Consider the following 21470-nt stretch of genomic DNA (forward strand, 5'->3'; position numbering starts at 1 on the left):
CGCACCTGCTCCGCTCTCGGGGCGGCGCGCCGCGCCGTGGGGGGGGGCGGCGGGGGGGGGGCGCCCCGCCGCCCGGTCGCCGTCGCGAGCTCCGGCAGTCCGTGGACACACGGCCCGCACTGGCCGGCGCTCTGCCCGGCGAGGTAGCTGGTGATCCTGGCCGTTTCCGCCAGCCCGCAGGCCTGCGCGGGCAGGAGGTGAAGGAGACCCGGTCCGGGGCTCGCGTCCCAGGTGGCCAGGCCGGTTCGCGTCATCGGCACGCGGTGTGCCCGGTCTGCTGGCAGCCACGCCCCGCCATATCCGCCGACGCGTGCCGCGCCGAGCGGCTCGGTCGCCCCGCCGGCGAGCCGGGCGATCTCGCCGATCGTCATGCCGATCGGCGCCTCGATGACGCCTGGGGACCGGACGGCGCCGGACACGGTGACGAGCATGGTGCCTGGTTCGTCGGAAGTACCGGTGGACCTGAACCAGGTGGCCCCACGCCTGGCGACGAGCGCGAGGTGGGCCAGGGTCTCGGCGTTGCAGACGACGACGGGGTGGCGCAGCCTGCCGGTGCGGCCCTCGCCGCGGGAGGCGGGAGCCGACAGCGGGACGAGCTGGTGGAACGGCGCCGCCTGGCCGCCGTCGATGACGGCGGCGACCGCGGATGCCTCGCCCGCAATGAAGCTGCGCGGGGCCAGCCGGAGGTCCGGGGGACGCCGGTCGATCTTCGCGGCGCGGCGTTCCGCCAGCGCGCGGGTGACGGACCGCGCCCCCGAGCCGGGTTTGGCATAGACATGCGCGTCGGTCGCGGCGACTGCCTCCACCACGAGTGCGAGTCCGTCGAGCACGAGGTGCGGGGCGGTGGCGAGCAGCCAGGCGTCCTTGGCGCTTTCCGGCTCGCCCTCGGCCGCGTTCGCAATCACGATCGGCGCCCTCGACGGCTGGCCGCCCGCCCGGGGTCTGCCACTCGAGGGGATCGCGGCGGCGAGCTTGCGCCAGACCGGAAAGCCGGCGCCGCCCCGGCCGGTGAGCCCGGCGGCGCGCAGCTCGTCGAGGAGCCGGCCCGGCGCGCCCTGCCACGGCACAGACCCGTGCCGCGCGAGGTGGTCGTCCAGATCTCGCGCTCCTGCGTCGAGAAGACGGCCGGTCGTCGGGCGCGGCGGCTGCTCTGGCCGCGCAGGCAGGTCATCGCGACGATGACCGGAGAGTGGATCGCCGGGCCGGACGGTCATCTGGGTCATCTCGTCCACCTTCCAACGGTGTGAGCCTCCGCGCCGCCGGGACGGCGTGGCTGATGGGGCCGCGCCGCCGGCGGCCGGGGCGGCCGGTCGGGAAGGTGCAGGCCGGCGGCGAGCGAGCCCGACGGGCGGCGGCGATGGAACGAGTCCGAGCAGCGCCAGCACACCGCGAGCACCACCGTGACTGCGCACCCGCCGGCGACCGCCCGCAGCCAGCCAGTGCCGGCGTCCGTGCCGGAGCCGAGGGAGTGCGCGAAGGCGAGCGGCCAGACCGCATAGGCAGCCCAGTGCACGCCTCGCCAGATCCGGGCACCGATCCTGCGGCGCAGCAGACTGGTCACCACCAGCGCGAGCAGTACGTCGGCGGCGCACGTGCCCAGCCCCACCCAGAACGGGCGGTAACCGGCGCCGAACGGGAGAACGGTGTCGAGCGCGCCCAGGTGTGAGAACGGGTCGAGTACGACGGTCACGACGTGCACCACCAGCAGGGCGACAGCGAGCAGGCTGGTATTGCGATGCACCGCGGCGACGGCGAAACCCGGCAGGCCGCCGGCTCGGCGGCCCGAGCGCGCGACGATCCCGAGCACCACCGTGAGCGTGAGCACCAGCAGCAGCGTCGTCCCGGTGGCGCGGGCGGCGTACCAGAGCTCGGCGTGGCTCATGGCCTGCCGCCACGAGACATCGATGTCGCGGCTTGACGCCGTTCGCGGTCCGTGACGGCCGGCTCGGCCTGCCGCGCGGCGGCGGCCGGGAACGGCCTCGCGGCCAGGGGGGCGACTGGCTCGTCGGCTGGCCAGCCGGTGAGGGTCAGGACAGATTTGTCGCGGCGCACCAGCCGGGCCGGCAGGCCAAGCGCGTGCAGCCAACCAGTCGCTGCAATGCCTCTGACCACGGATGCTGTGCTCGCCGTGTTCGCGGCGAGGCAGCTGCGGGCGGCGACGGTCACCGTACGCCAGACCGGGTCCGCGGGGCGGCAGGTGCGCGGGTCAAGGACATGGTGCAGGACCCGGCCCTCGCGCAGCCAACGTCGCCCGATCGTGCTCGACGTGGCCAGCGCGGCGCCCGGAGCGAGCGTCACCGTGCTGGCCGGCTCACCAGGGCGGTCCTGCGCGCGCACCCGCCAGCCGCCGGGCGGCGCATCGCCGGCTGTCGCAAGGTCGCCCCCAAGACTGACCAGTACGCCGACACCGAGCCGTTCGGCGACCAGGGCCGCGCACCGGTCGGCGGTGTGTGCCTTCGCGGTCGCTCCCAGATCGAGCTGGACGCCCGGGGGGACGGTCAGCCACTCGCCGTCGAGCACGATCCGCCGCCAGGCCGGCCCACGGCGCACCGTCGAGCGGGGTGGGGCGCTGGCGGCGGGCCCGTCCAAGCCATCGTCGGTGGTGGGGCCCGGGGCGCAGCCGTCGTGGCGGATCAGGGCAATGTCGCGGTCGTACCCGAGGGTGGCGAGCAGGTCACCGAGCGTCGGATCAACGTCGCCGTCGGTGGACTCCGCCGCGTGCAGCGCGACGGCGACGAGCTCGGCGAGCAGCGGGCTCACGAGCCGCGGCGAGCCACCCGCCCTGGCGATCCGGCTCAGTTCGGAGTCGTCCCGAAACCGGCTGGCCGCCGCGTCCACCGCGGCAAGCTGATCGGCGACCAGCCGCCTGGCCTCGCCAAGCGCGGCCGGATCCGTGACCACGACACGCGCCTTCGTGCTCCACACCTGCCACTCGGCCACCGCGGTGGCCGGGTCTGGGTCGTCGGTGAGCATGTCAGCTGCCGCTCGTCTGGCCGTGAGTACTGCCTCCACTGCCACCGCTGGAGACCAGACCGCTTCCGCTGGACGTCGAGCCGCTGCTCTGGCTCGTGGACGTACCGCTGCTCTGGCTGGTGCCAGTGCCGCTGCTCGTGGCCGTGCCAGTGCCGCTGGATGTCGCGGTGCTGGTGGTCGCGGAGGAGTGGCCGTGCGCCAGGATGCCGAACCCTAGGACGGCCGCGGCGCTGACGCCGACGAGGCCGGTGGTGACCCGCGCGGTCCGACGGAAACCGTCCTCGCGCGACGGCCCCTCGCCGTACGGCTGACCGTTCCCACCGGGTGGACGGATGTAGCTGTCTCCTGCCATGACATAGACCGTGCCGGCGAAGGCTGGGAGATCCCTGGGAGATCCCTGTGCATAAGACGGGAATCGGCGTCGTCGCCGCAGAAAGCCACTCTCGCGGGACGCGCCTGCCGCGGCGGTCGTCGCCTACCAGTTCGATCGGTCGAGCCCGCCCGACGATCCGCCCAGCCAATTCCGGCCAGTTGGCAGGTGCTCCCCTGGACCGGACCGGGAACGATACGGCGGTGTTAGATCGGCGCCGCGACGGCGCCGCCCCGATGCGAACGGGCCACCATGACGGAGGCGGAGCCGTGCCGGACAACGACCCGACAGCACCGGCGATCCTCGACCATCGCCCGCTCCGCGTCCACCGCTGGCCTCCATACCGGTGGCGGCTGCGGCACCGAGGGCGATCGCCCGTCGCGCCTCGGCGGCCGGCGCGAGTCCGGGAGGTGGCACTACTCGCGGTGACCTTCGTCGGGCTGGCCACTGGCGCGGCACTCTGGCTTGCTGGCGCGCGCGGAGCAGCGGACCTCGCGTGGGCGGTCACCACGGTGGCTGGCCTCGTTCCAGCGGCTGGCGGTGTCGCGGTCAGCCTGTGGCACCGGCGACCCGGCGTCGACGTGATCGCGGTACTCGCCCTGGTCGGAACGCTGGGTGTCGGCGAGTACCTGGCTGGCGCTCTGATCGCCGTGATGGTAGCCACCGGACGGCTGTTGGAGCGGTGGGCTGCCGGCCGGGCCGAACGCGCGCTGCGGCAGTTGGTGGCGCGGATGCCTCACACCGCGCTCCGGCGCGCGGGTGCGGAATACGCCGTGATCGAGGTCGATGAGCTGGCCGTCGGCGACCTCCTGCTGATCCGCCCGGGGGAGGTGGTGCCGACGGATGGTCGCGTCGAGACGGGGAGCGCGGTCCTCGACGAGTCGACTCTGACCGGCGAGTCGATACCGGTTGCACGGGGCGCGGGGGACCCGGTCAGTAGCGGTGTGGTGAATGCCGGTGGCCCATTCGACCTGCGGGCCACGCGGACGGCGCGAGACAGCAGCTACGCCGGGATCGTGCGGATGGTCGAGGCGGCGGGTGCCGACACCGCGCCGTTCGTCCGCCTCGCCGACCATTACGCGTTGCTCTTTCTTCCCGTGACGCTCGCGGTGGCGGCGCTGGGCTGGGTGTGGTCCGGGCAGCTGGCCCGCGGGGTCGCGGTGCTCGTCGTCGCGACGCCCTGCCCGTTGATCCTCGCGGCGCCGGTCGCGATCGTCGCAGGGCTGTCGCGAGCGGCGCAGCGTGGCGTGATCGTCAAAGGCGGCGGCGTGCTGGAACGCCTTGCCGCGGCCCAGGTGGTCCTGTTCGACAAGACCGGCACCCTCACGGCCGGCCGGCCAGCCGTGACCGACATCGTCACGGCCGACGGCTCCCAGGGCACCGAACTGCTGCGGTTGGCGGCCTCGCTCGACCAGGTCTCGCCGCATGTCCTGGCTGCCGCCGTGGTCCGTGCCGCCCGGGAGCGCGGATTGGCCCTCACCATGCCGAGTGAGGTCGACGAGGTCGCCGGCGCCGGCATCCGCGGCCTCGTCGACGGGCACCGGGTCGCCATCGGCAAGGCCGCCTGGATCGGCCTGACCGAGACCACGTCTGGCGCCGCCCATCGTCGCGACCAGGGCGGGCAAGGCGAAGGGTCACGGAGCCGGAGCTGGATCCGCGGCGTACGACGCCGCTCTGCCCGCGATGGGTCGATCGCCGTCTTCGTTGGACTGGACGGCTGCCCGGCTGGCGCTCTGCTGCTCGACGATCCGCTCCGCGCGGACGCGCCCCGCATGATCCGCCGGTTGCGGGAGGCTGGCATCACCCGAACTGTCATGGTCACCGGAGACCGCAACGAGGTCGCATCATGCGTGGCCGAGGCTGTCGGTATTGATGCCGTTCTCGCCGAACGTGGACCGGCCGAGAAGGTCGATGCGATCCGGGCCGAGGAACGCGACCAGGTGACGGTCATGATCGGTGACGGCGTGAACGACGCCCCAGCACTCGCCGCGGCGTCGGTTGGCATCGCCGTCGCCGCGAGAGGAGCGACCGCGTCCTCAGAGGCGGCTGACGCCGTCCTCGCCGTCGATCGTCTCGACCGTATCGCTGAAACGATCAATATTGCCCGCCGCTCCCGGGCCATCGCCCGCCAAAGCGTGCTGCTGGGTATGGGCATGTCCCTGCTCGCCATGGGGATCGCCGTGATCGGATGGCTGCCCGCGGCCCCGGGCGCCCTGCTCCAGGAGGCGATCGATCTCGCGACCATCCTCAACGCCAGCCGCGCACTGCTTCCGGGGCCTGAGGCCGAACACCCGGCCAGTGACCGGCAGACCGAACTGACCAGGCGGCTCGCCGCCGAGCACAGTCAGATGCGTCCCGAAGTCGAGCGCATCCGCTCCGCCGCCGCCTCGCTGGGCGGCCCGACACACCGGGACCAAGCGCTCGCCGAGGTCCGTGCCGTCCATGAGTTCTGCGTGCGGGACCTGCTGCCCCACGAGGACATCGAGGACCGGGGGCTGTACCCCATGCTGGAGCCCGCCACCGCGCCGATGAGCCGTGCTCACGTCGAGATACATCGCCTGGTGCGCCGTCTCGGTCAGCTCCTCACTGACATCGATCTGGACGGACCCGAGAATGGTGATCTCGACCCCGACGACGCCCGCGAACTTCAGCAACTGCTCTACGGGCTATATGCCGTACTCCGGCTCCATTTCGCCCAGGAAGAGGAGGGCTACTTCACCCTCGCCGACACGACGCCACCCGCCGGCTAGCAGGCGGCCCGTGGCGACCTGTTCCTGGTCGCCGCGAAGACAGGCTGGCCGCCCGAACCGGTCACGGTTGGGCGGCTCGTGTGGAGCTTCGTTTGGTCGCTGTCCCACTTGGCTGTGGGATTGCGTGGGACCCGGCACGTCGGCCCGGCGCGCCGGTGGAGAATGCGAGGCATGTCGGCCACCGCACCAGTGGCGCTGGTAGGCCGTGAGTCCGAGACGGAACTCCTCGCCGGTCTGCTTGAGCGCATCCGCGACCAGGGCGGCGCGCTGGTGGTGCGCGGCGAGGCCGGAATCGGCAAGTCGGCCTTGCTGACGGAAGCGGGTCGGGTCGCCGCGGCGCGCGGGCTACGGGTCCTGACGGCGGCGGGCGCCGAGTCGGAGGTGCAGCTGGCCTTCGCCGGGCTGCACCGACTGCTGCGCCCGCTGCTCGCGTACGTTGACGAGCTGCCTGGGCCGCAGAGTGAGGCGATCCTGGCGGCGTTCGCGACAGGCGAGGCCGGAGCCTCGGACTTCTTCCTCATCGCGCTGGCGACGCTGAACCTGGCCGCGGCGGCCGCCGCCCGCGCGCCGGTCCTGCTGATCGTCGAGGACGCCCACTGGTTGGATCGCGCGAGTGCCGACGTGCTTCTCTTCGTGGCGCGCAGGCTGACCTTCGAGCCGATCGTGCTGCTGGCCGCGGTGCGGGACGGCTTCGAGAGCTCGATGGACAACACCGGGCTGCCCGAGCTGCCGCTGAAACGGCTCGACGACGCGGCTTCGGCGACCCTGCTCGACTCCCGGTTTCCCGATCTGCGCCCGCCGGTCCGGGCCCGGATTCTGGGGGAGGCGGGCGGCAACCCCCTCGCCCTGGTCGAGCTGCCTGTCACCGTGGCGGGGACGGGCGCCGCCGAGGCGCTGCCGGCGTGGCTGCCGCTGACGACCCGGCTGGAGCGGGCCTTCGCCGAACGGGTGTCCGGGCTGTCCGTCGCCACCCGCACGCTCCTGCTGGTGGCCGCGCTCAACGACGGCGACACCCTGGCGGAGACGCTGGCCGCCGGCGCGCTCGTCGCCGGCGAGCAGCTCAGCCTGGACGATCTGGCGCCCGCGCTGGCCGTCCACCTCGTCGACACGACCGGGGAGAGGCTGCGCTTCCGGCACCCGCTCATGCGTTCGGCGATTCGCCAGCGCTCGACCATCGGGCAGCGGCAGCGGGTGCACGCCGCGTTGGCGCGGGTCCTCGCCGAGGACTCCGACCGCGGCGTCTGGCACGCGGCGGCGGCCAGCCTCGGCCCGGACGAGGTCATCGCGGCCGAGCTGGAGGCCGTGGCGACCCGGGCCCAACGGCGTGGCGCGACGACGGAGGCCGTCGCCGCGCTGGAGCATGCCGGCCGGCTCAGTGAGGATCCCGGCCGCCGGCGCGAACGGATGCTGCGGGCGGCCGAGTGCGCGGTCGAACTGGGGCGCCCCGACGTCGTCGTCCGGCTGCTGCACGAGGCCGGGCCCGACGAGGTCTCCGAACGGCACCGGGCCCGGCGGATGTTGATCGGTGGCGGCTTCGACGACGGCATCCGCGACGCGAACGACGGGGCGGTGGTGCTCGCCGAGGCGGCGACGCGGGTCGCCGCGGACGGAGACGTCGCTCTCGCGCTGCGGCTGCTGTGGGGCGCGGCCCTGCGGTGCTTCTGGGCTCAGCCCGGTCCCGAGGCGTCGGCGCGGGTCGTCGCCGCGGCCGAGGCGCTGCCGGTCGACGAGCTCGACGCGCAGTTGCTGGCGATCTTCGCGTTCGCCGCTCCGATCGAGCGGGGCCGGGTCGTGATCGACCGGATGCGCAGGTCGGCCGCGTCCTGGAACGGCGACGCCCAGACGGCTCGGATGCTGGGCGACGCGGCCCTGTTGGTCGGGGCCTGGGACCTCGCCCTGCAGTTCTGCACCGCCGCGCTCCCCGAGCTGCGGGCCCGGGGCCGGCTGGGCCTGCTGGCGAGAGCCCTCGGGGCGCAGGCCTGGAGCGCGGTCCGCCTCGTCGACCTGGGCGTGGCGATCCCGGCGGCCGAGGAGGCCAGCCTGCTGGCCCAGGAGACCGCGCAGCCGCTGATGTACGCGACGGCGCAGTCCGCCGCGGCGCTGCTCGCGGCGGTCCGCGGTGACGAGGACCGGCTGGCGGAGGTGGCGGCCGAGGCCGAGCGGGTAGCCATCCCGGTCGACGCCCACCCGGTGCTCGCGACCGTGCAGCTCGCCCGCGGTCTCGCCGCCCTTGGCGACGGCCGGCACGACCACGCCTACGAGCAGCTGCGCCGGATGCACGACCCGGCCGATCCGGCTTACCACGCGGGGCTGCGGTGCCACGCCGTCGGGGAGCTCGTCGAGGCCGCCGTGTACAGCGGGCAGGGCGACGCGGTGCGCCCCATCGTGGCCGAGATGGAGGAGATCGCCCGGGCGACGCCGGCGGCCGCGCTGCACATCGACCTGCGCTATGCGCGTGCCCTCCTGGCCGCCGACGCCGATGCCGAGCCTCTTTTCCTCGCCGCCCAGAACGCCGAGCTGGTCCCGTGGCCGTTCGCCCGCGCCCGGGCGCAGCTCGCCTATGGCGCCTGGCTGCGCCGGCAGCGGCGGGCCGCCGACTCGCGGGCGCCGCTGCGCACCGCCCGCGAGACGTTCGACGCGCTGGGCGCCGTGCCCTGGAGCGAGCGCGCGCGCCAGGAGCTGAGGGCCTCCGGCGAGGTGAGCCGTGGCCGTGCCCCCGACGCGCGCGACCAGCTCAGTGCCCGCGAGCTCCAGATCGCCCAGATGGTCGCCCAGAACCTGACCAACAAGGAGATCGCCCAGCGGCTCTACGTCTCGCACCGGACCGTCAGCTCGCACCTGCACCGGATCTTCCCCAAGCTCGGGGTCACCTCACGATCCGCGCTGCGGGCCGCGCTGGAGCCCACCGCCTGACCTGGGCCGTTACAGCCCCTGCTTGCGCAGCCAGTCCAGCGACGCGTCCGCGACCTCGCGCCAGCCGTGGTCGATCGTCAGCGAGTGCCCACGGTCGGCGAAGTCGAGGATGTCGGTGACCGCGCTGGAATGGCGGTACTGCTTCAGCGTGGCCCGGGTCACCACTTCCGGCACGGTGTGGTCCTTACCGCCGGCGATCAGCAGGAGCGGGCCGCGGCCCTCGTTCTTGGTGTTGACCGCGGCCGGCGAGTGGGGGTCGAAGTTGGCCGCGGCGGCCTCGAACAGCGGCTTGCCCGGCGCCGGGATGACCCAGGTGTCGAAGAGCTGCTGGGACTCGTCCTCCGGAATGGTGTTCCCGAAGGCGTACCGGAACTGCTCCGGGGTCAGCGGGACGGTCTTGTTCCTGTTGCCCGGGTTCTTGAACACCGGCAGCGTCGCGCGCAGCGCCGAGAGCGGCAGCGGCAGGACGCCCTTGATCTGGGCGGCGTCGATCGCGACGGCCGCCGCGGCGAGGTCCTGGCCGAGCAGACGCTGGGCGATCATCCCGCCGAACGAGTGCCCGACCAGGATCGGCTTCACCGGCAGGTGCGAGATGATCTCCGCGTAGTGGGCCACGACGTCGTCGATGCCGTGGCCGGCCATGGCCTCCGAGTCGGCCCTGGCCTCGTCCACCGTGTCGGGGTCGCCGGGCCAGCCGGGGGCCGAGGGGGCGTAGCCGGCGGCGCTGAACAGGTCGATCCAGGGGCCCCAGGACGAGGCGTGCAGCCAGAGCCCATGGATGAAGATCACGGGAGTCGGGGTTGCCATGCGGGCGCTCCTTAGCGGCTGGACGTCCGAATCCGTCGTGGAGTCCGGGACGTCTTCTGACCGGAACGGTAGGGCAGGACGAGCGGTGGTCGCGTACGTCAGATGACCGCATCGACCGCGCCACCGGTTACCCCGGGGACGCCGGGGGGCCGGTCACGGTCACGTTCGTCGTTCGAGTTCCGAAGGCGCCGCCGGCGTACTGGAACTCCAGGAAGACCTCGTACGTGCCCGGTGCCGTGTACGTGTGCGTCGCCGTGCTCGCGGTCTGCCAGCCGGTGCCGGGGGTGCCGTCGCCGAATCCCCAGTCGTAGGTCGCGCCGGCCTGGCTGGCGACGACCTGGGCCTCGACCGTGAGCGGAGCCGGGCCCGACGAGGGCGTCACCGTCCAGACGGGGTCGACCACCACCTCTGACGAGTTGACGTACTTACCGCCGACCGCGTCGGTCACCGTCACGTTCAGCGCGTACTGGCCGGGCGCGGTGTACGTGTGGGTCACGGTCGCGCCCGTCTGTGGGCCGACCGACGCCGTGCCGTCGCCGAAGCCGAACGTGTAGTGCAGGGTCCCGGTGCCACTGGAGGCGGACGCGTCAGCGGTCGCCGTGAGCGGAGGGCCCTGGTCAGCGTCCGGGTGCACGTCGACCCAGGCGGCGCCGGCGGGCTCGACGAGGACCGAGTTCTCGACCGTGTCCGTCGCCCCGGTGGCGTCGGTGACGGTCAGGCGTACCGGGTAGGTGCCGGTCGCGGCGTAGTCGTGTCTGGCGGTGACGCCGGCCTGCGGGCCGACGACGGCCGTTCCGTCGCCGAAGTCGAACGTGTACCGCAACGCTCCGGAGCCGCTGGAACCGGTCGCGTCCGCCGCGACCTCCAGCGGAACCTGCTGACCCGACGACGGAGTGGACTGCTGCGCGAAAAGGGCGGCCTTCGGTTTCGCCGTCGGAGTCGTCGGAGTCGTCGGGGTGGTCGACGTCGGCGGCCTCGGCGTCGATGACGACGGCGGTGACACCGGAGTCGTCGACGGGGTGCTGACCGGCGGCGCCTGCGCGGTGACCGTGATGACGGTCGAAGCGGCGGTCGACGTCCCGTCCCGCAGCCGGATGGCCGCGCTGACCTGGTAGGTGCCTGCCGCGGCCCAGGCGTGGCTCACCTGCACGCCGGCACCGGTCGCACCGTCGCCGAACGTCCAGGCGGTGCTGATGATCCGCGCGTCCGACGCCTGGCCGTTCGCGCCGACGAGCACCGCGTGCAGGGTGAGCGGGTCCCCTGTCCGCGCCCGCGCGGCCGAGACCTCGATGCGCGCGCCGGGAGCCGCGGTGGCCGGTGTCTGGCCACCGGGGACTGGCGCGACGGTCGTCGCCGGCCCGGGTCCGACGGTGGACCCGCTGTTCGGGGGCTCGACGTTCGGCCGGCGCGTGAGCGTGGCCGTCGGCGTCGGCCCCGGCGTCACGGATCCCGTGGGACCACCGCCGTCCGTGGCGGTAAGCGGGTCGGGCCCATCGCTTGGGCCGCTTGGGCCGCCGGCGGACGAGCCGGAGTTGGCCGGGTCGTACTTCTGGACCGCCCGGACGGTGCCGTCGAGGGAGATGATGCCGGCGCGCGCGGTCGACGGGTCGTTGAAGAACGTGGTCGAGCCCTGCGACGTCAGCTCGAACAGCGTGGCGGCCGGCAGCACGGTCGGGCTCGCGACGATCCGGCCGCTGGCCAGGTCGGCGACGATCACCTGGCCGGTCGTGTAGTCGGGGACGAAGAGGCGCTGCGCGGTCTCGACTGCCTGGCCCAGCCGGTGGCCGGCGACGCCGAGGTCGATGGCACGGCCGCAGCGCCCGGTGGCCAGGTCGCTGATGAGCAGCACACCGCGCCGGCCGGACGTGACGTAGACCTGATCCGCGCTGGTAGCGGGGACGACGGACACCGTGGTGTCACCGGCGGCCGTGTCGACGCAGGCGGCGGGACCGTCGGCCCCGGAGGCCGTGATCCTGACGGCGCGCCCTGCGGCGAGGTCGACGGCCACCGGCCGCCCGGCGGCGGTGACGAGCCGGGTGTCGGCCGGGTCGACGGCGCGGCGCCGGATCGTCGTGCCCGACGGTTCGACGTGGGCGAGGTCGCCCGTGGTGGCGTCGATCGCCCACAGGCCGTTGGTGCCGTCCGTGACGACGCCGTCGGCGGGCATCCTGGCGGACAACGACGCTGTATAGCGGGTCGTCAGCCGCGCCGGGTCGGCGGCCGTGACGAGGCCGGTCGTCCGGTTCGCGATGAACAGCGTGCTCTTCGTCGGATAGACGGTCAGCGGCTCACCCGGGCGACCCGCTCTGACCCCGGCCGAGACGCGGTAGTTGGCGCCGTCGACGCGGCGGACGGTGCCGCTGCCGGTGTCGGCGACGACCTCGTCGGCTCCCGACTGCGCTCCCACGAGCTGTCCGGCGCCCAGCGCCACGTGGGTGATGACGGCGCCGGTATTGCCGTCGACCAGCTCTGTCTCGCCGATCGTCGGCGACAGTAGCCAGGCCGAGCTGTCCTCCAGGCTGACGGATCGGGCCGCGGCGCCCGCGCCGTTGCCCGCGACGACGCCGAATGCTCCGGCGACAACCAAAACGGCCAGCAGTAGCCGCGGCGCCCAGCGGAGAGCGGGGCCTGCCGCGAGGCGAACCCGCGACGCGCCCGGCCCTCTTGTGCTGCTCACGGTGCCGTCGCTCCCGTTTGTTCCCGCGACCCACTCAGGATGCCGCCGCCGTGCGGCCATGGTCGCAGCGTGGGGTCATTGTCGCAGTACGAATCGGTTCCGGCGCAAGAGTCCAGTCGGCCAGCCGACCGCCAGGAGGCCGCCTTCTGGTCGCGAAACGCGAACCGCGCCCCTGGCTGGTCTATCGGTGGGGCCTGGGCCGGCGCGCCGGCGGTCAGCCGTGGAAGCGGTCGGGATCGGCGGCGGCCCAGTCGGTGGCCCAGTCCGCCGGTGGCTCGGCGAGGAGCTGGCCGGGCTCCAGCCAGGTGTAGAGCTCGGCGTAGCTGCGGGTCGTCACATGATCGACCCGGCGCATGATGTGCGTCGGGCGCAGGGCGTCCGGGCCGGGGCACCCCATCGACGCGATGATCTGCGCCGCCTGCGCGACGGTCGCCTCCTGGTAGCGCCGGACCCGTTCGCTCTTGTCCGGGACGTCGATCGCCTTGGCGCGGGCCTGGTCCTGGGTCGCGACCCCGACCGGGCACAGGTTCGTGTGACACCGCTGTGCCTGGATGCAGCCGATCGCCATCATCATCGCCCGCGCCGCGTTCGTGTAGTCCGCGCCCTGCGCGAGCCGCTTGACGATGTCGGTTCCCGTCGCGACCTTGCCGCTGGCCCCGACGCGGACCTGGGACCGTAGGCCTACCCCGACCAGCGCGTTGTGGACGGCGATCAGGCCTTCGGTCAGCGGTGTACCGACATGGTCCTCGTACTCCAGCGGCGCCGCGCCTGTCCCGCCTTCCGAACCGTCCACCACGATGAAGTCTGGTGTGACCCCTTCGGTGAGCATCGCCTTGCAGATCGCGAGCAGCTCCCGGCGCGAGCCGACGCACAGCTTGAACCCGGCCGGCTTGCCGCCCGCTAGCTGGCGCATCCGGGCGATGAACAGCACCAGCTCGCGGGGCGTGCCGAAAACCCGGTGCGACGAGGGGCTGACGCACTTCTCACCCCGGGGGACGCCGCGGGCGTCGGCGATCTCCGCCGTCACCTTGGCCGCGGGCAGGACCCCGCCGATACCGGGCTTGGCGCCCTGGCTCAGCTTGAGCTCGACCATCCGCACGGCCGGGTTGGCCGACTTGTCCGCGAACAGGTCCGGATCGAAGTCGCCGTCCTTGGTGCGGGCGCCGAAATAGCCGCTGCCGATCTCCCAGACGACGTCCCCGCCGCCGCGCAGGTGGTACTCGGTGAGACCGCCTTCTCCGGTGTCATGGGCGAAGCCGCCGAGCGCCGCGCCGTGGTTCAACGCGAGCAGCGCGTTCGCGGACAGCGCCCCGAAGCTCATCGCCGAGACGTTCAGCAACGCCATGTCGTAGGGCACCGTGCAGTCGGGGCCGCCGATCCGGACCCGGGGCTGCGCGCCGTCCGGCACCGCCAGGGGGACCGTCGAGTGCAGGAGGTACTCGTAGCCGACCGCGCCGACGTCGCGTTCGGTCCCGAAGGCCTGCTCCCCGTGGATGCCCTTGGCCCGCTCGTAGATGACCGTCCGGACATCCCGGTCGTACGGCCGCCCGTCGAAGTTCCGCTCGATGAAGTACTGCTGGATCTCCGGGCGGATGCCTTCCAGCAGGAAACGCGCATGTCCGACGACCGGGTAGTTCCGCAGGATCGCGTGCCGCCGCTGCGCCACGTCATGCACCGCGACGACGGTGAGGGCCCCCGCCACCCCGGCCAGGACCCAGCCGGCCCACCCCACCGTGAGCCCGATCGCCACCCCACCCGCCGTCAGCAGCGCCAGCGAGCCGAGCGTTGCCGGCCTGAACATCGAGTTCCTCCATCCAGGCCACGCCTGCGGGCGTCGGCGCCAGCCGTCACCTTCCCGCAAATTCCGGCCCAAACCCACTCCTAGCGCCAACGTTTCGACCACACCGCTACTGGGGAATCGAGCCGGCCACGCGGGGTGGCCGGGGCGGAACGCGCCGCGATGACCGGATTAGCCGCCACGGAGCGGGGCAGGGTGAGGATCATGACGAACCGCCGGGCGGCCACTCCGGCCCGACCGGCCGCAGGCCGGGATCGAGCAGCCGATCGCCATTCCTCGCGAACGGCGGGCCGTCACGAAATGACGTTCCAGTCCATATCGCGAGACCGGTTTTTCTGAATACCCAACACACAGGAGACTTCGATGAGCATGGTCGACAAGGCGCGGAACACCCTGCAGCGGATCATGGGGCGCGGCAAGCGGACCACGGGCCGGGTTATCGGTGACCGGGACCTGGAGGCCCGCGGCGCCGGGCAGAAGGCCGGCGGCGACATCAAGCAGGCAGGCGAGAACCTCAAGGACGTCGTGCGCTGACACCGATTGCCACGAAGGAGAGGCCAGCCCCTCCGGGCGACTCCACCTTTCCAGCGAAACCAAGGCGCCGGGCCGATGGGCCGGGCGCCTTGGTCGTTGGAGGGCTTTCTTGCCGGTGAGGACGCCACCGGCGTTTTCGCCGACGAATTCGCCCGTCACATAGCACAGCCTCGCCGAGGCCGGGAGCGCAAGAAACGAACCGAGACAGGAGAGGGGGTGTGAATCTCACTTAGCTGAGTACTCTGGTTACGTGCTCTCGCAGATGAGGTGGCGACGCTCAAGGTGGCCACGCTGACGGCGCGGCGCGATGACGCCCGCCGCAACCGGGAGACGATCCTGCGGGTCGCCGACGGGGCGTTCGCGGACGGCTCCGACGCCGTGCCCCTCGACGAGATCGCTCGTCGGGCCGGGCTCGGGCGGGCGACCGTCTACCGCCACTTCCCGGACCGGCACGCGCTCGCCGTCGCCGTGGCGGCCCAGAACCTCGAGGCGCTGCGGGAGGTCGTCCGCGCGGAGGGGGACGACCGCTGCGGATTTCGAGACATTCTCGGGATGGTGTTCTCGACGCAGGCGTCCATGCGCCCGCTGGTCGCGCTCATGCTGGAGTTACCGGTTCGGGAGCAGCTTCAGTACACCGAGGCGCTGATCGAGGCGCTGACCCCGCCGTTCCGCCAGGCCCAGGCCGACGGCGAGCTGCGTCCCGACGCCGAGCCGGCCGATCTGGCACTGGTCATGGCGATGATCAATACTGCCGTCGACGCGGTGCCCGTCGGCATCGATCACGGTGCCGCCCTGCGGCGCGTCATCGCGATGATCCTCGACGGTCTTTTCGGGCCGGCTACGCCGGTCGATGATCAGGATCGGGCGGCTGATCCGGAGGAGTCCGAGGCAGCCAGATCGCTGTGTCGGACGCGTCGGTTCGTCTGAGGTCGAGGTAGGAACGCAGGCTGGCGAGCGCGGGGTGCGGATTGTCGCCACGCCAGATCAGTGACAGCGGGTAGATCGGGGCCGGGTCGCGGACCGGTATCCGCCGCAGGTCATAACTGTCCGGCCACAGATACCGCGAGTTCGCTCCGACCAGGGTCGACAGTTCGGCGGAGTCGGCGATCTCGTCCAGGAGGGCCTCGTTTCCGAACACGGGCCCGACCATGTCGATCGTGAGCCCGAAGGCGGCAGCGAGTTCGTCGTAATACGCGGCCACCTCGGTCCCACGGGCCACGCCTGGCATCCAGATGCGATGCCCGGCAAGCTGGGTGGGCCGGACGGCGCGAGCGTTCGCGAACGCGTGCCGGGGGCCGACGAGTAGCTCGTGCGGCTCGTCGATCACCCGGGCGGTCCTGATCGCGGCTGGCAACTGTCGCGCAGGAGTCGCGAGGGCGTGGAACGTCGCGTCGACCGTCCCGGCCTCGACGGCGCGGATGGCGGTCTCCGTGTCGCCGGCCAGGGTCACGACGTCCAGCTCGAGGTCGGGGTGCCGCCGGTAGAAGTCCTGTAGGAGCACCGCCGGCGCGATCCGCCGGTTGACGACGTCGACACGCAGCGCGCGCCGACCGGGACGCACGGAGGCGTCGGCCCGAGCCTCCACCCGCAGTAGCTCCCGGGCGTGCGGAAGGAAGGCCTGGCCGTCGACGGTGAGCTCGGCGCCGCGGGCCGTACGGGTGAACAGGCGCACCTCCAGGTCCCGCTCCAGCGCGGCAATCCGCTTCGAGACGCCCTGCTGGGTGATCGACAAGAGGACGGCGGCCTCCTGGAACTGGCCCGCGTCCGCGGCCGTGACGAAGGTGCGCACGGCGTCGAGATCCACGCATCGGACCTTACTGACCCAACAACGGGTTGTGGCTCGCCGAGAGTTCGGTTGTTTGATCGCTTTTTACCGGCTTGCTTTGATCGGGTCGCTCAACGATGGGTTGTACCCGGCGGAGATCTGGAGCCTTGGTGGCGCGACGGTCCTTGGGTCGGCGGTTCGGCTGGCTGTGGGCGGCCTACGCCGTCAGCGCGTATGGGTCGGGGCTGGCGCTGGGCGCGTTTCCGCTGATGGCCGTGCTGGTACTCGGAGCCGGCCCGGCCAAGGTGTCGGCGCTGTCCGCGGTCGGACCGGCCATGGGTGCCCTGATCGCGCTGCCGCTCGGGCCGTGGGTGGAATATCGGCGCAGGCGGCCGGTGATGATCTCGATGGATCTGGCCCGGTTCGCCGTCCTGATGACGGTCCCGGTCGCCTATGCGTTCGGCCGGCTCAGCTTCGCCCAGCTGCTGGTGGTCTCGGCCGTGGTCGCGACCGCCAAGATCGCTTTCAATGCCGCCGCCGGCGCCTACCTGAAGGCGCTCGTCCGGCCGCGGGACCTGCTGGTGGCGAACGCGCGGTTCGAGTCGACGAACTGGAGCTCCATCGCCGTCGGGCCACCGCTGGGCGGGGCGGCCATCGGAGTGTTCGGGCCGGTCATCAGCGTGGTCGCCGACGCGCTCAGCTATCTGCTCTCCGCGCTGGGGATCACCGCGATTCGTGGCCAGGAGGAACGCCCACGGCGGACCGAGAGCAGCCGAATTCGGGCCGGCGACCTGCTTGACGGCTGGCGGCACATCCTGGCCCATCCCGGGCTGCGGGCGCTCTACGCCAACACCTTGCTCGTCAACGGGTTGATCTCGGCCACCGAGCCGCTGCTGGCCGTGCTCCTGCTCCGCCAGCTCGGGTTCCCGCCGTGGCAGTACGGTCTCGCGTTCGCCGCCCCGTGCGTCGGCGGCCTGGTCGGCTCACGCCTGGCCCGCAGGGTCGTCACCCGCTACGGCCAGGACCGGGTCCTCCACGCGGCCGGCATGCTGCGAGCCGTCTGGCTCATCGGCCTTGCCTTCATCCGCCCAGGCCTCATCGGCCTCGTGACTGTGATCGCCGTCGAGTTCGCCATCATCGTCAACATGAGCCTGTTCAGCCCGGTGCTCGCGACCTACCGGCTCGAACACACCCCGAAAGACCGGATCGCCCGGACCCTGTCCGCCTGGTCGATCGGCAGCGGGCTTTCCATCGCCCTCTTCACCGCTCTCGGCGGGCTACTCGCCGACGCGACCAGCCCACGGACGGCGCTCACGGCCGCCGGAGTGCTCGTCCTCGCCAGCCCGCTGCTGCTGCTGCGCCATCGGGAGAACTTCGCACGGGTGCCCGAACCGGAGCTGCCAGCAGCAAACTCCCAGCCACAGGCCGCCGTCGTCCCCCGTTCATGATCGCCGTTTCGGCCCTCGGGTGGTTGCGATCGAGCCTGGATCACAACCACGTCAGGGCCGAAACGGCGATCATGCCCGCTGAGGGCCCGCTGGGTGCCCCGCTGAGGGTCAGCCGATGTCGCGCGCGGGCTGCGCGGCGGCGTGCCGGCCGGCCCGGTAACCCATCACCATGCTGGGGCCGACGCAGGAGCCGCCACCCGGGTAGGTCCCGCCGAGGACGGACGCCGCGGTGTTCCCTGCGGCGTAGAGGCCGTCGATGATCGGCGTCTCGGTGCCCAGCACGCGGGCGTCGGCGTCGATCTTCGGGCCGCCGCTCGTCCCCAGCGTTCCCGGCCACTGCAGGATCGCGCCGTAGATCGGCCCGAGGACGGGCTTGAGGCTCGTCGTGTCGGGGCCGGTGGCGGAGCGGACCTGCTGGGGGTCGCCCCAGTCGGGGTCCTCGCCCTTCTCCGCGAACTCGTTGTAGCGGGCCACGGTCTCCTCGAGGGTGTCCGGGTCGACGCCCATCTTCTCCGCGAGCTCGCGGATGCTGTCCGCCACGAGGAGCCAGGACGGGGCGGGCTGGCCGTTCGGCCCGACGATGACGCCGTCGACGACATGGCCGCCGAAGACGCCCTTGCCCTCCCACTTCGCCGCGCCGAAGACGCACCAGCCGGGCGCCTTGTTCGTGAAGCCAGGGTTGCGCTGGTCGAAGAAGTTGAAGGGGTGCGAGAAGTCGTTGTACGTGTAGCCGCCGTGCATGAAGCGCTTGCCCTGCTGGTTGACGATGATCGTGCCGGCGCCGAGGCCCATCTCCATCTGCGGCAGCGGGTTGCCGTCGCGGCCGATCTCCCAGGGGTCGTGCATGACGCCGTAGCTGAAGAAGGACGTCATCAGGCCGAGCTGCGCCCCGGCGCGCATCGCCATCCGGTGACCGTCCCCGGTGTTGGTCCACGGGGTACACGGCTTCACGTCGTAGCCGAGGAAGGTCTTCACCATGTCCTCGTTCCACTCGAACCCGCCGGTGGCGAGGACGACGCCCTTGCGCGCGCCGAGCCGCTGGAGCGCACCGTCCTCACCGGCGATGACGCCGATCACGCCGCCGGCCTCGTTCGTCACCAGGTCGCGTCCCGGGGTGGACCAGCGAACCGAGACACCGCGGTCGAGCAGCGCCTTCAGCAGCGGGGCGACGAGGCCGCCGCCCTTGGCCCGGTATCCCTCGTTGCGGCGCCGCAGCAGCTCCTCGCGGGGCACGACCTCGATCGCCTCGGCGTAGGCCACCTCCGGCGGCTTCACCCACGGGCTGGGGTTCACCCGCGCGGCCCACTCGGCGCCGAGCTCGGCCACCGCCGGATAGGGCTGGCAGGAGACCGACCGCGGGACGTCCTTCGTGCCGGGGATGCGGCCGGGGACGACGGCGTAGTAGTCGGGTAGCCCCTTGTGCGCACGGGTCACGAGCCCGGTGTGGGTCTCCAGGTAGTCCAGTGCCTGCGCGGCGGTGTCGACGTAGACCTCGATGAGGTGCGGGTCGTAGGCACGGCCGTCGGAGAGGCGGGTGACGTAGTCGATCGCCTCCTCGCGGGTGTCCTGGTCCGCGATATGCCGGTTCACCGGGATCCACATGTCGCCGCCGGAGGCCGCCGTCGTCCCGCCGATGTACTCGGACTTCTCGACGACGCAGACGCTCGCGCCACCGTCGGCGGCGAGCAGGGCCGAGGTGAGGGCACCCGCGCCGCTACCCACTACGACGACGTCGAAGACCTCGTCCCACACTTGTGCGCTCATGCCCCGGATTCTCGGTTTCCTGTACCGACCGGTCAAGATGTGCGGCCGATGCGGTTGCCCGCACCCCCGGCTCGTCGCCCTGGGTCGAGACCCGGCGCCGGTGCGTGTTACCTCGGCGCCATGCGTGTAGATCACCTTCAAGGCCCGTCGCGACGCGGGGAGCGGCCGACCACCTGGCGTCGGACCCCGCCTGCCGTGGGTACCGAGCGGTCCACAGGGTAGCCCAAAGGTGCTAGTCGATGGTCCTTTGGACCTAGGACTACAGTCCGGCAACCTTATTCGCAACATCACCGGAGCCTGCCGTTTTCCGACTTAACGGACAGAAGCGGCCGACCCCTGTCACCTAGGTGCCATTAGGCGCAGTTCAAATCCTCGTTACGTTCTGCGCCATTCCGGCCCCCCAGCCGGGATGGCGCCCGAACCCCCTCCGGGCGGCCAGCGACGAGGAAGGTGCTCGCGACGATGGCATTGAAGACAGGAACACTCATCTCGTTCGTGGCGATGGCCGCGGCGGCGACCGGCGGTGGACTCGCCGGTTGTCCAGGGCCGAGCAGCGGGTCGGGCTCGAACCCGGCCAACCCCGCGGGCTGTGCTGACGTCGAGGTGGTCTTCGCCCGCGGCAGCGGTGAGCTGCCCGGCCTCGGAATCACCGGCACCCCGTTCGTCAGCTCGCTGACCTCCGATCTGGCCGGCAAGTCGGTGACCTCGTATGCCGTGAACTACGCGGCCGATCTCGCCCAGACCTCGGCCGGAGCCGGTGCCACGGACATGTCGAACCACGTCAGCTCGGTGGCCGCCAAGTGCCCGAACACCGAGTTCGTCCTCGGCGGGTACTCGCAGGGCGCGAGCGTCACCGACATCGCGATCGGCATTCCCACGTTCCTGGGCAGTGGCACGACGATCCCGACCAGCCTGGCCCCGCGGGTCGCCGCCGTCGTCGTCTTCGGCAACCCGCTGGCCCTGTATGGGCAGCACATCCCCACCGCCAGCTCGCTCTACGGCTCGAAGGCCCAGGAGTTCTGCGCGGCCGGTGACCCCGTCTGCGCGAACGGCGCCAACGGCGTGGCTCACCTGAGCTACCCGACCAACGGGATGACCACGCAGGGCGCGGCCTTCGCCGCCGCCAAGGTCAAGGCCTCCTGAACCGCCCGGCCTGGCGGCGCGGCGCGGCGCCCAGCGGCGTCGTGCCGCCGGCCGGGAGCACGCGGGCCCATACCCTGGCGTAGTGACGCCGGAGGATCTCGCCAACCTCGCGCACCTGCGTCGCGCCCGCGATCTGATGGACCGTGAGTACGCCCGCCCGCTCGACGTGGCGGCGCTCGCCCGTGCCGCGCTCATGTCGACCGCGCACTTCTCGCGGCAGTTCCGGGCCGCGTACGGGGAGACGCCCTACTCCTACCTGATGACCCGGCGCATCGAGCGGGCGAAGGCGCTGCTGCGCCGGGGCGACCAGTCGGTCACCGACGTCTGCATGGCGGTCGGCTGTACCTCGCTCGGTTCGTTCAGCGCCCGCTTCACCGAGCTGGTGGGGGAGACACCGACGGCCTACCGGGCCCGCGACCATGGTGCGCTGGCGGGCGTGCCGGGCTGCGTCGCCAAGGACATGACCCGCCCGAGCCGGCGACCGAGCAGGATCGGAGAAGCGCGCGGGCCTGCGGTTCCTTAGCGTTG

The 21470-nt window shown here is 72.3% G+C and carries 16 protein-coding genes; 7 read left to right on the top strand and 9 right to left on the bottom strand.

The window, feature by feature from the left end; translation table 11 throughout:
• The 4 genes from I6A60_RS28495 to I6A60_RS28510 all read right to left on the bottom strand — a co-directional run.
• On the bottom strand, nucleotides 1-1223 hold a 1223-nt coding region (locus I6A60_RS28495; RefSeq protein ID WP_203055742.1), incomplete at its 3' end, for an SLBB domain-containing protein.
• Nucleotides 1220-1882, bottom strand: coding sequence for a ferric reductase-like transmembrane domain-containing protein (locus I6A60_RS28500; RefSeq protein ID WP_203016045.1), 663 nt, complete (start codon nucleotides 1880-1882; stop codon nucleotides 1220-1222). The genes I6A60_RS28500 and I6A60_RS28495, both read right to left, overlap by 4 nt.
• Complete coding sequence (locus I6A60_RS28505; protein ID WP_203016047.1) at nucleotides 1879-2973, bottom strand: FAD:protein FMN transferase; 1095 nt, start codon at nucleotides 2971-2973, stop codon at nucleotides 1879-1881. The genes I6A60_RS28500 and I6A60_RS28505 overlap by 4 nt, the downstream gene beginning before the upstream one ends.
• 1 nt (nucleotide 2974) lies before the next feature.
• On the bottom strand, nucleotides 2975-3325 hold the full coding sequence (locus I6A60_RS28510; protein ID WP_238436431.1) for a hypothetical protein: 351 nt from the start codon (nucleotides 3323-3325) through the stop codon (nucleotides 2975-2977).
• Between the two features lie 428 nt (nucleotides 3326-3753).
• Here I6A60_RS28510 and I6A60_RS28515 point away from each other — a divergent pair, with 428 nt between their 5' ends.
• Together I6A60_RS28515 and I6A60_RS28520 are read left to right on the top strand one after the other, a co-directional pair.
• Nucleotides 3754-6093, top strand: coding sequence for a heavy metal translocating P-type ATPase (locus tag I6A60_RS28515; protein WP_203016049.1), 2340 nt, complete (start codon nucleotides 3754-3756; stop codon nucleotides 6091-6093).
• A gap of 171 nt (nucleotides 6094-6264) precedes the next feature.
• A complete protein-coding gene (locus I6A60_RS28520; protein ID WP_203016051.1) occupies nucleotides 6265-9006 on the top strand; it encodes a helix-turn-helix transcriptional regulator in 2742 nt (913 codons plus the stop codon).
• 9 nt (nucleotides 9007-9015) lie between these two features.
• Here I6A60_RS28520 and I6A60_RS28525 read toward each other — a convergent pair whose 3' ends face one another.
• The 3 genes from I6A60_RS28525 to I6A60_RS28535 form a co-directional block, all read right to left on the bottom strand.
• On the bottom strand, nucleotides 9016-9813 hold the full coding sequence (locus I6A60_RS28525) for an alpha/beta hydrolase (protein ID WP_203016053.1): 798 nt from the start codon (nucleotides 9811-9813) through the stop codon (nucleotides 9016-9018).
• Nucleotides 9814-9940: 127 nt separating this feature from the next.
• The gene (locus tag I6A60_RS28530) at nucleotides 9941-12490 is read right to left on the bottom strand and encodes a PKD domain-containing protein (RefSeq protein ID WP_203016054.1); all 2550 of its coding nucleotides are present in this window, start codon (nucleotides 12488-12490) and stop codon (nucleotides 9941-9943) included.
• Between the two features lie 214 nt (nucleotides 12491-12704).
• Complete coding sequence (locus I6A60_RS28535) at nucleotides 12705-14291, bottom strand: FMN-binding glutamate synthase family protein (RefSeq protein WP_203016055.1); 1587 nt, start codon at nucleotides 14289-14291, stop codon at nucleotides 12705-12707.
• A 360-nt stretch (nucleotides 14292-14651) separates the two neighbouring features.
• Between I6A60_RS28535 and I6A60_RS28540 the strand changes: the two genes are divergently transcribed.
• Both I6A60_RS28540 and I6A60_RS28545 read left to right on the top strand, forming a co-directional pair.
• On the top strand, nucleotides 14652-14822 hold the full coding sequence (locus tag I6A60_RS28540; RefSeq protein ID WP_203016056.1) for a CsbD family protein: 171 nt from the start codon (nucleotides 14652-14654) through the stop codon (nucleotides 14820-14822).
• 267 nt (nucleotides 14823-15089) lie between these two features.
• On the top strand, nucleotides 15090-15749 hold the full coding sequence (locus I6A60_RS28545) for a helix-turn-helix domain-containing protein (protein WP_307873908.1): 660 nt from the start codon (nucleotides 15090-15092) through the stop codon (nucleotides 15747-15749).
• Here the strand turns inward: I6A60_RS28545 and I6A60_RS28550 are convergent.
• Entirely contained in the window at nucleotides 15661-16626 is a 966-nt protein-coding gene (locus I6A60_RS28550) for a LysR family transcriptional regulator (RefSeq protein ID WP_203016057.1), read from the bottom strand. The genes I6A60_RS28545 and I6A60_RS28550 overlap by 89 nt on opposite strands.
• Before the next feature lie 131 nt (nucleotides 16627-16757).
• Between I6A60_RS28550 and I6A60_RS28555 the strand changes: the two genes are divergently transcribed.
• On the top strand, nucleotides 16758-18035 hold the full coding sequence (locus I6A60_RS28555; RefSeq protein ID WP_203016058.1) for an MFS transporter: 1278 nt from the start codon (nucleotides 16758-16760) through the stop codon (nucleotides 18033-18035).
• Nucleotides 18036-18143: 108 nt separating this feature from the next.
• Here the strand turns inward: I6A60_RS28555 and I6A60_RS28560 are convergent, their stop codons facing one another.
• On the bottom strand, nucleotides 18144-19799 hold the full coding sequence (locus tag I6A60_RS28560) for an FAD-dependent oxidoreductase (protein WP_203016059.1): 1656 nt from the start codon (nucleotides 19797-19799) through the stop codon (nucleotides 18144-18146).
• 462 nt (nucleotides 19800-20261) lie between these two features.
• On the opposite strand from I6A60_RS28560, the gene I6A60_RS28565 reads away from it, so the two are divergent.
• Both I6A60_RS28565 and I6A60_RS28570 read left to right on the top strand, forming a co-directional pair.
• Nucleotides 20262-20942: a cutinase family protein gene (locus I6A60_RS28565; protein ID WP_203016060.1), complete on the top strand. Its 681-nt coding sequence runs from the start codon at nucleotides 20262-20264 to the stop codon at nucleotides 20940-20942.
• Between the two features lie 82 nt (nucleotides 20943-21024).
• Nucleotides 21025-21465 carry a helix-turn-helix transcriptional regulator gene (locus I6A60_RS28570; RefSeq protein WP_203016062.1) on the top strand — a complete coding sequence of 147 codons (441 nt, stop codon included), beginning with the start codon at nucleotides 21025-21027 and terminating at the stop codon, nucleotides 21463-21465.
• Nucleotides 21466-21470 lie beyond the last annotated feature (5 nt).

The sequence above is a fragment of the Frankia sp. AgB1.9 genome (assembly GCF_016786355.1).
Classification (GTDB): domain Bacteria; phylum Actinomycetota; class Actinomycetes; order Frankiales; family Frankiaceae; genus Pseudofrankia.

What these genes read in the sequence shown, in the direction of transcription:
- I6A60_RS28500 (WP_203016045.1), bottom strand. Translation starts at nt 1,882, where the DNA reads ATGAGCCACGCCGAGCTCTGGTACGCCGCCCGCGCCACCGGGACGACG.
- I6A60_RS28505 (WP_203016047.1), bottom strand. Translation starts at nt 2,973, where the DNA reads ATGCTCACCGACGACCCAGACCCGGCCACCGCGGTGGCCGAGTGGCAG.
- I6A60_RS28510 (WP_238436431.1), bottom strand. Translation starts at nt 3,325, where the DNA reads ATGGCAGGAGACAGCTACATCCGTCCACCCGGTGGGAACGGTCAGCCG.
- I6A60_RS28520 (WP_203016051.1), top strand. Translation starts at nt 6,265, where the DNA reads ATGTCGGCCACCGCACCAGTGGCGCTGGTAGGCCGTGAGTCCGAGACG.
- I6A60_RS28525 (WP_203016053.1), bottom strand. Translation starts at nt 9,813, where the DNA reads ATGGCAACCCCGACTCCCGTGATCTTCATCCATGGGCTCTGGCTGCAC.
- I6A60_RS28535 (WP_203016055.1), bottom strand. Translation starts at nt 14,291, where the DNA reads ATGTTCAGGCCGGCAACGCTCGGCTCGCTGGCGCTGCTGACGGCGGGT.
- I6A60_RS28540 (WP_203016056.1), top strand. Translation starts at nt 14,652, where the DNA reads ATGAGCATGGTCGACAAGGCGCGGAACACCCTGCAGCGGATCATGGGG.
- I6A60_RS28560 (WP_203016059.1), bottom strand. Translation starts at nt 19,799, where the DNA reads ATGAGCGCACAAGTGTGGGACGAGGTCTTCGACGTCGTCGTAGTGGGT.
- I6A60_RS28565 (WP_203016060.1), top strand. Translation starts at nt 20,262, where the DNA reads ATGGCATTGAAGACAGGAACACTCATCTCGTTCGTGGCGATGGCCGCG.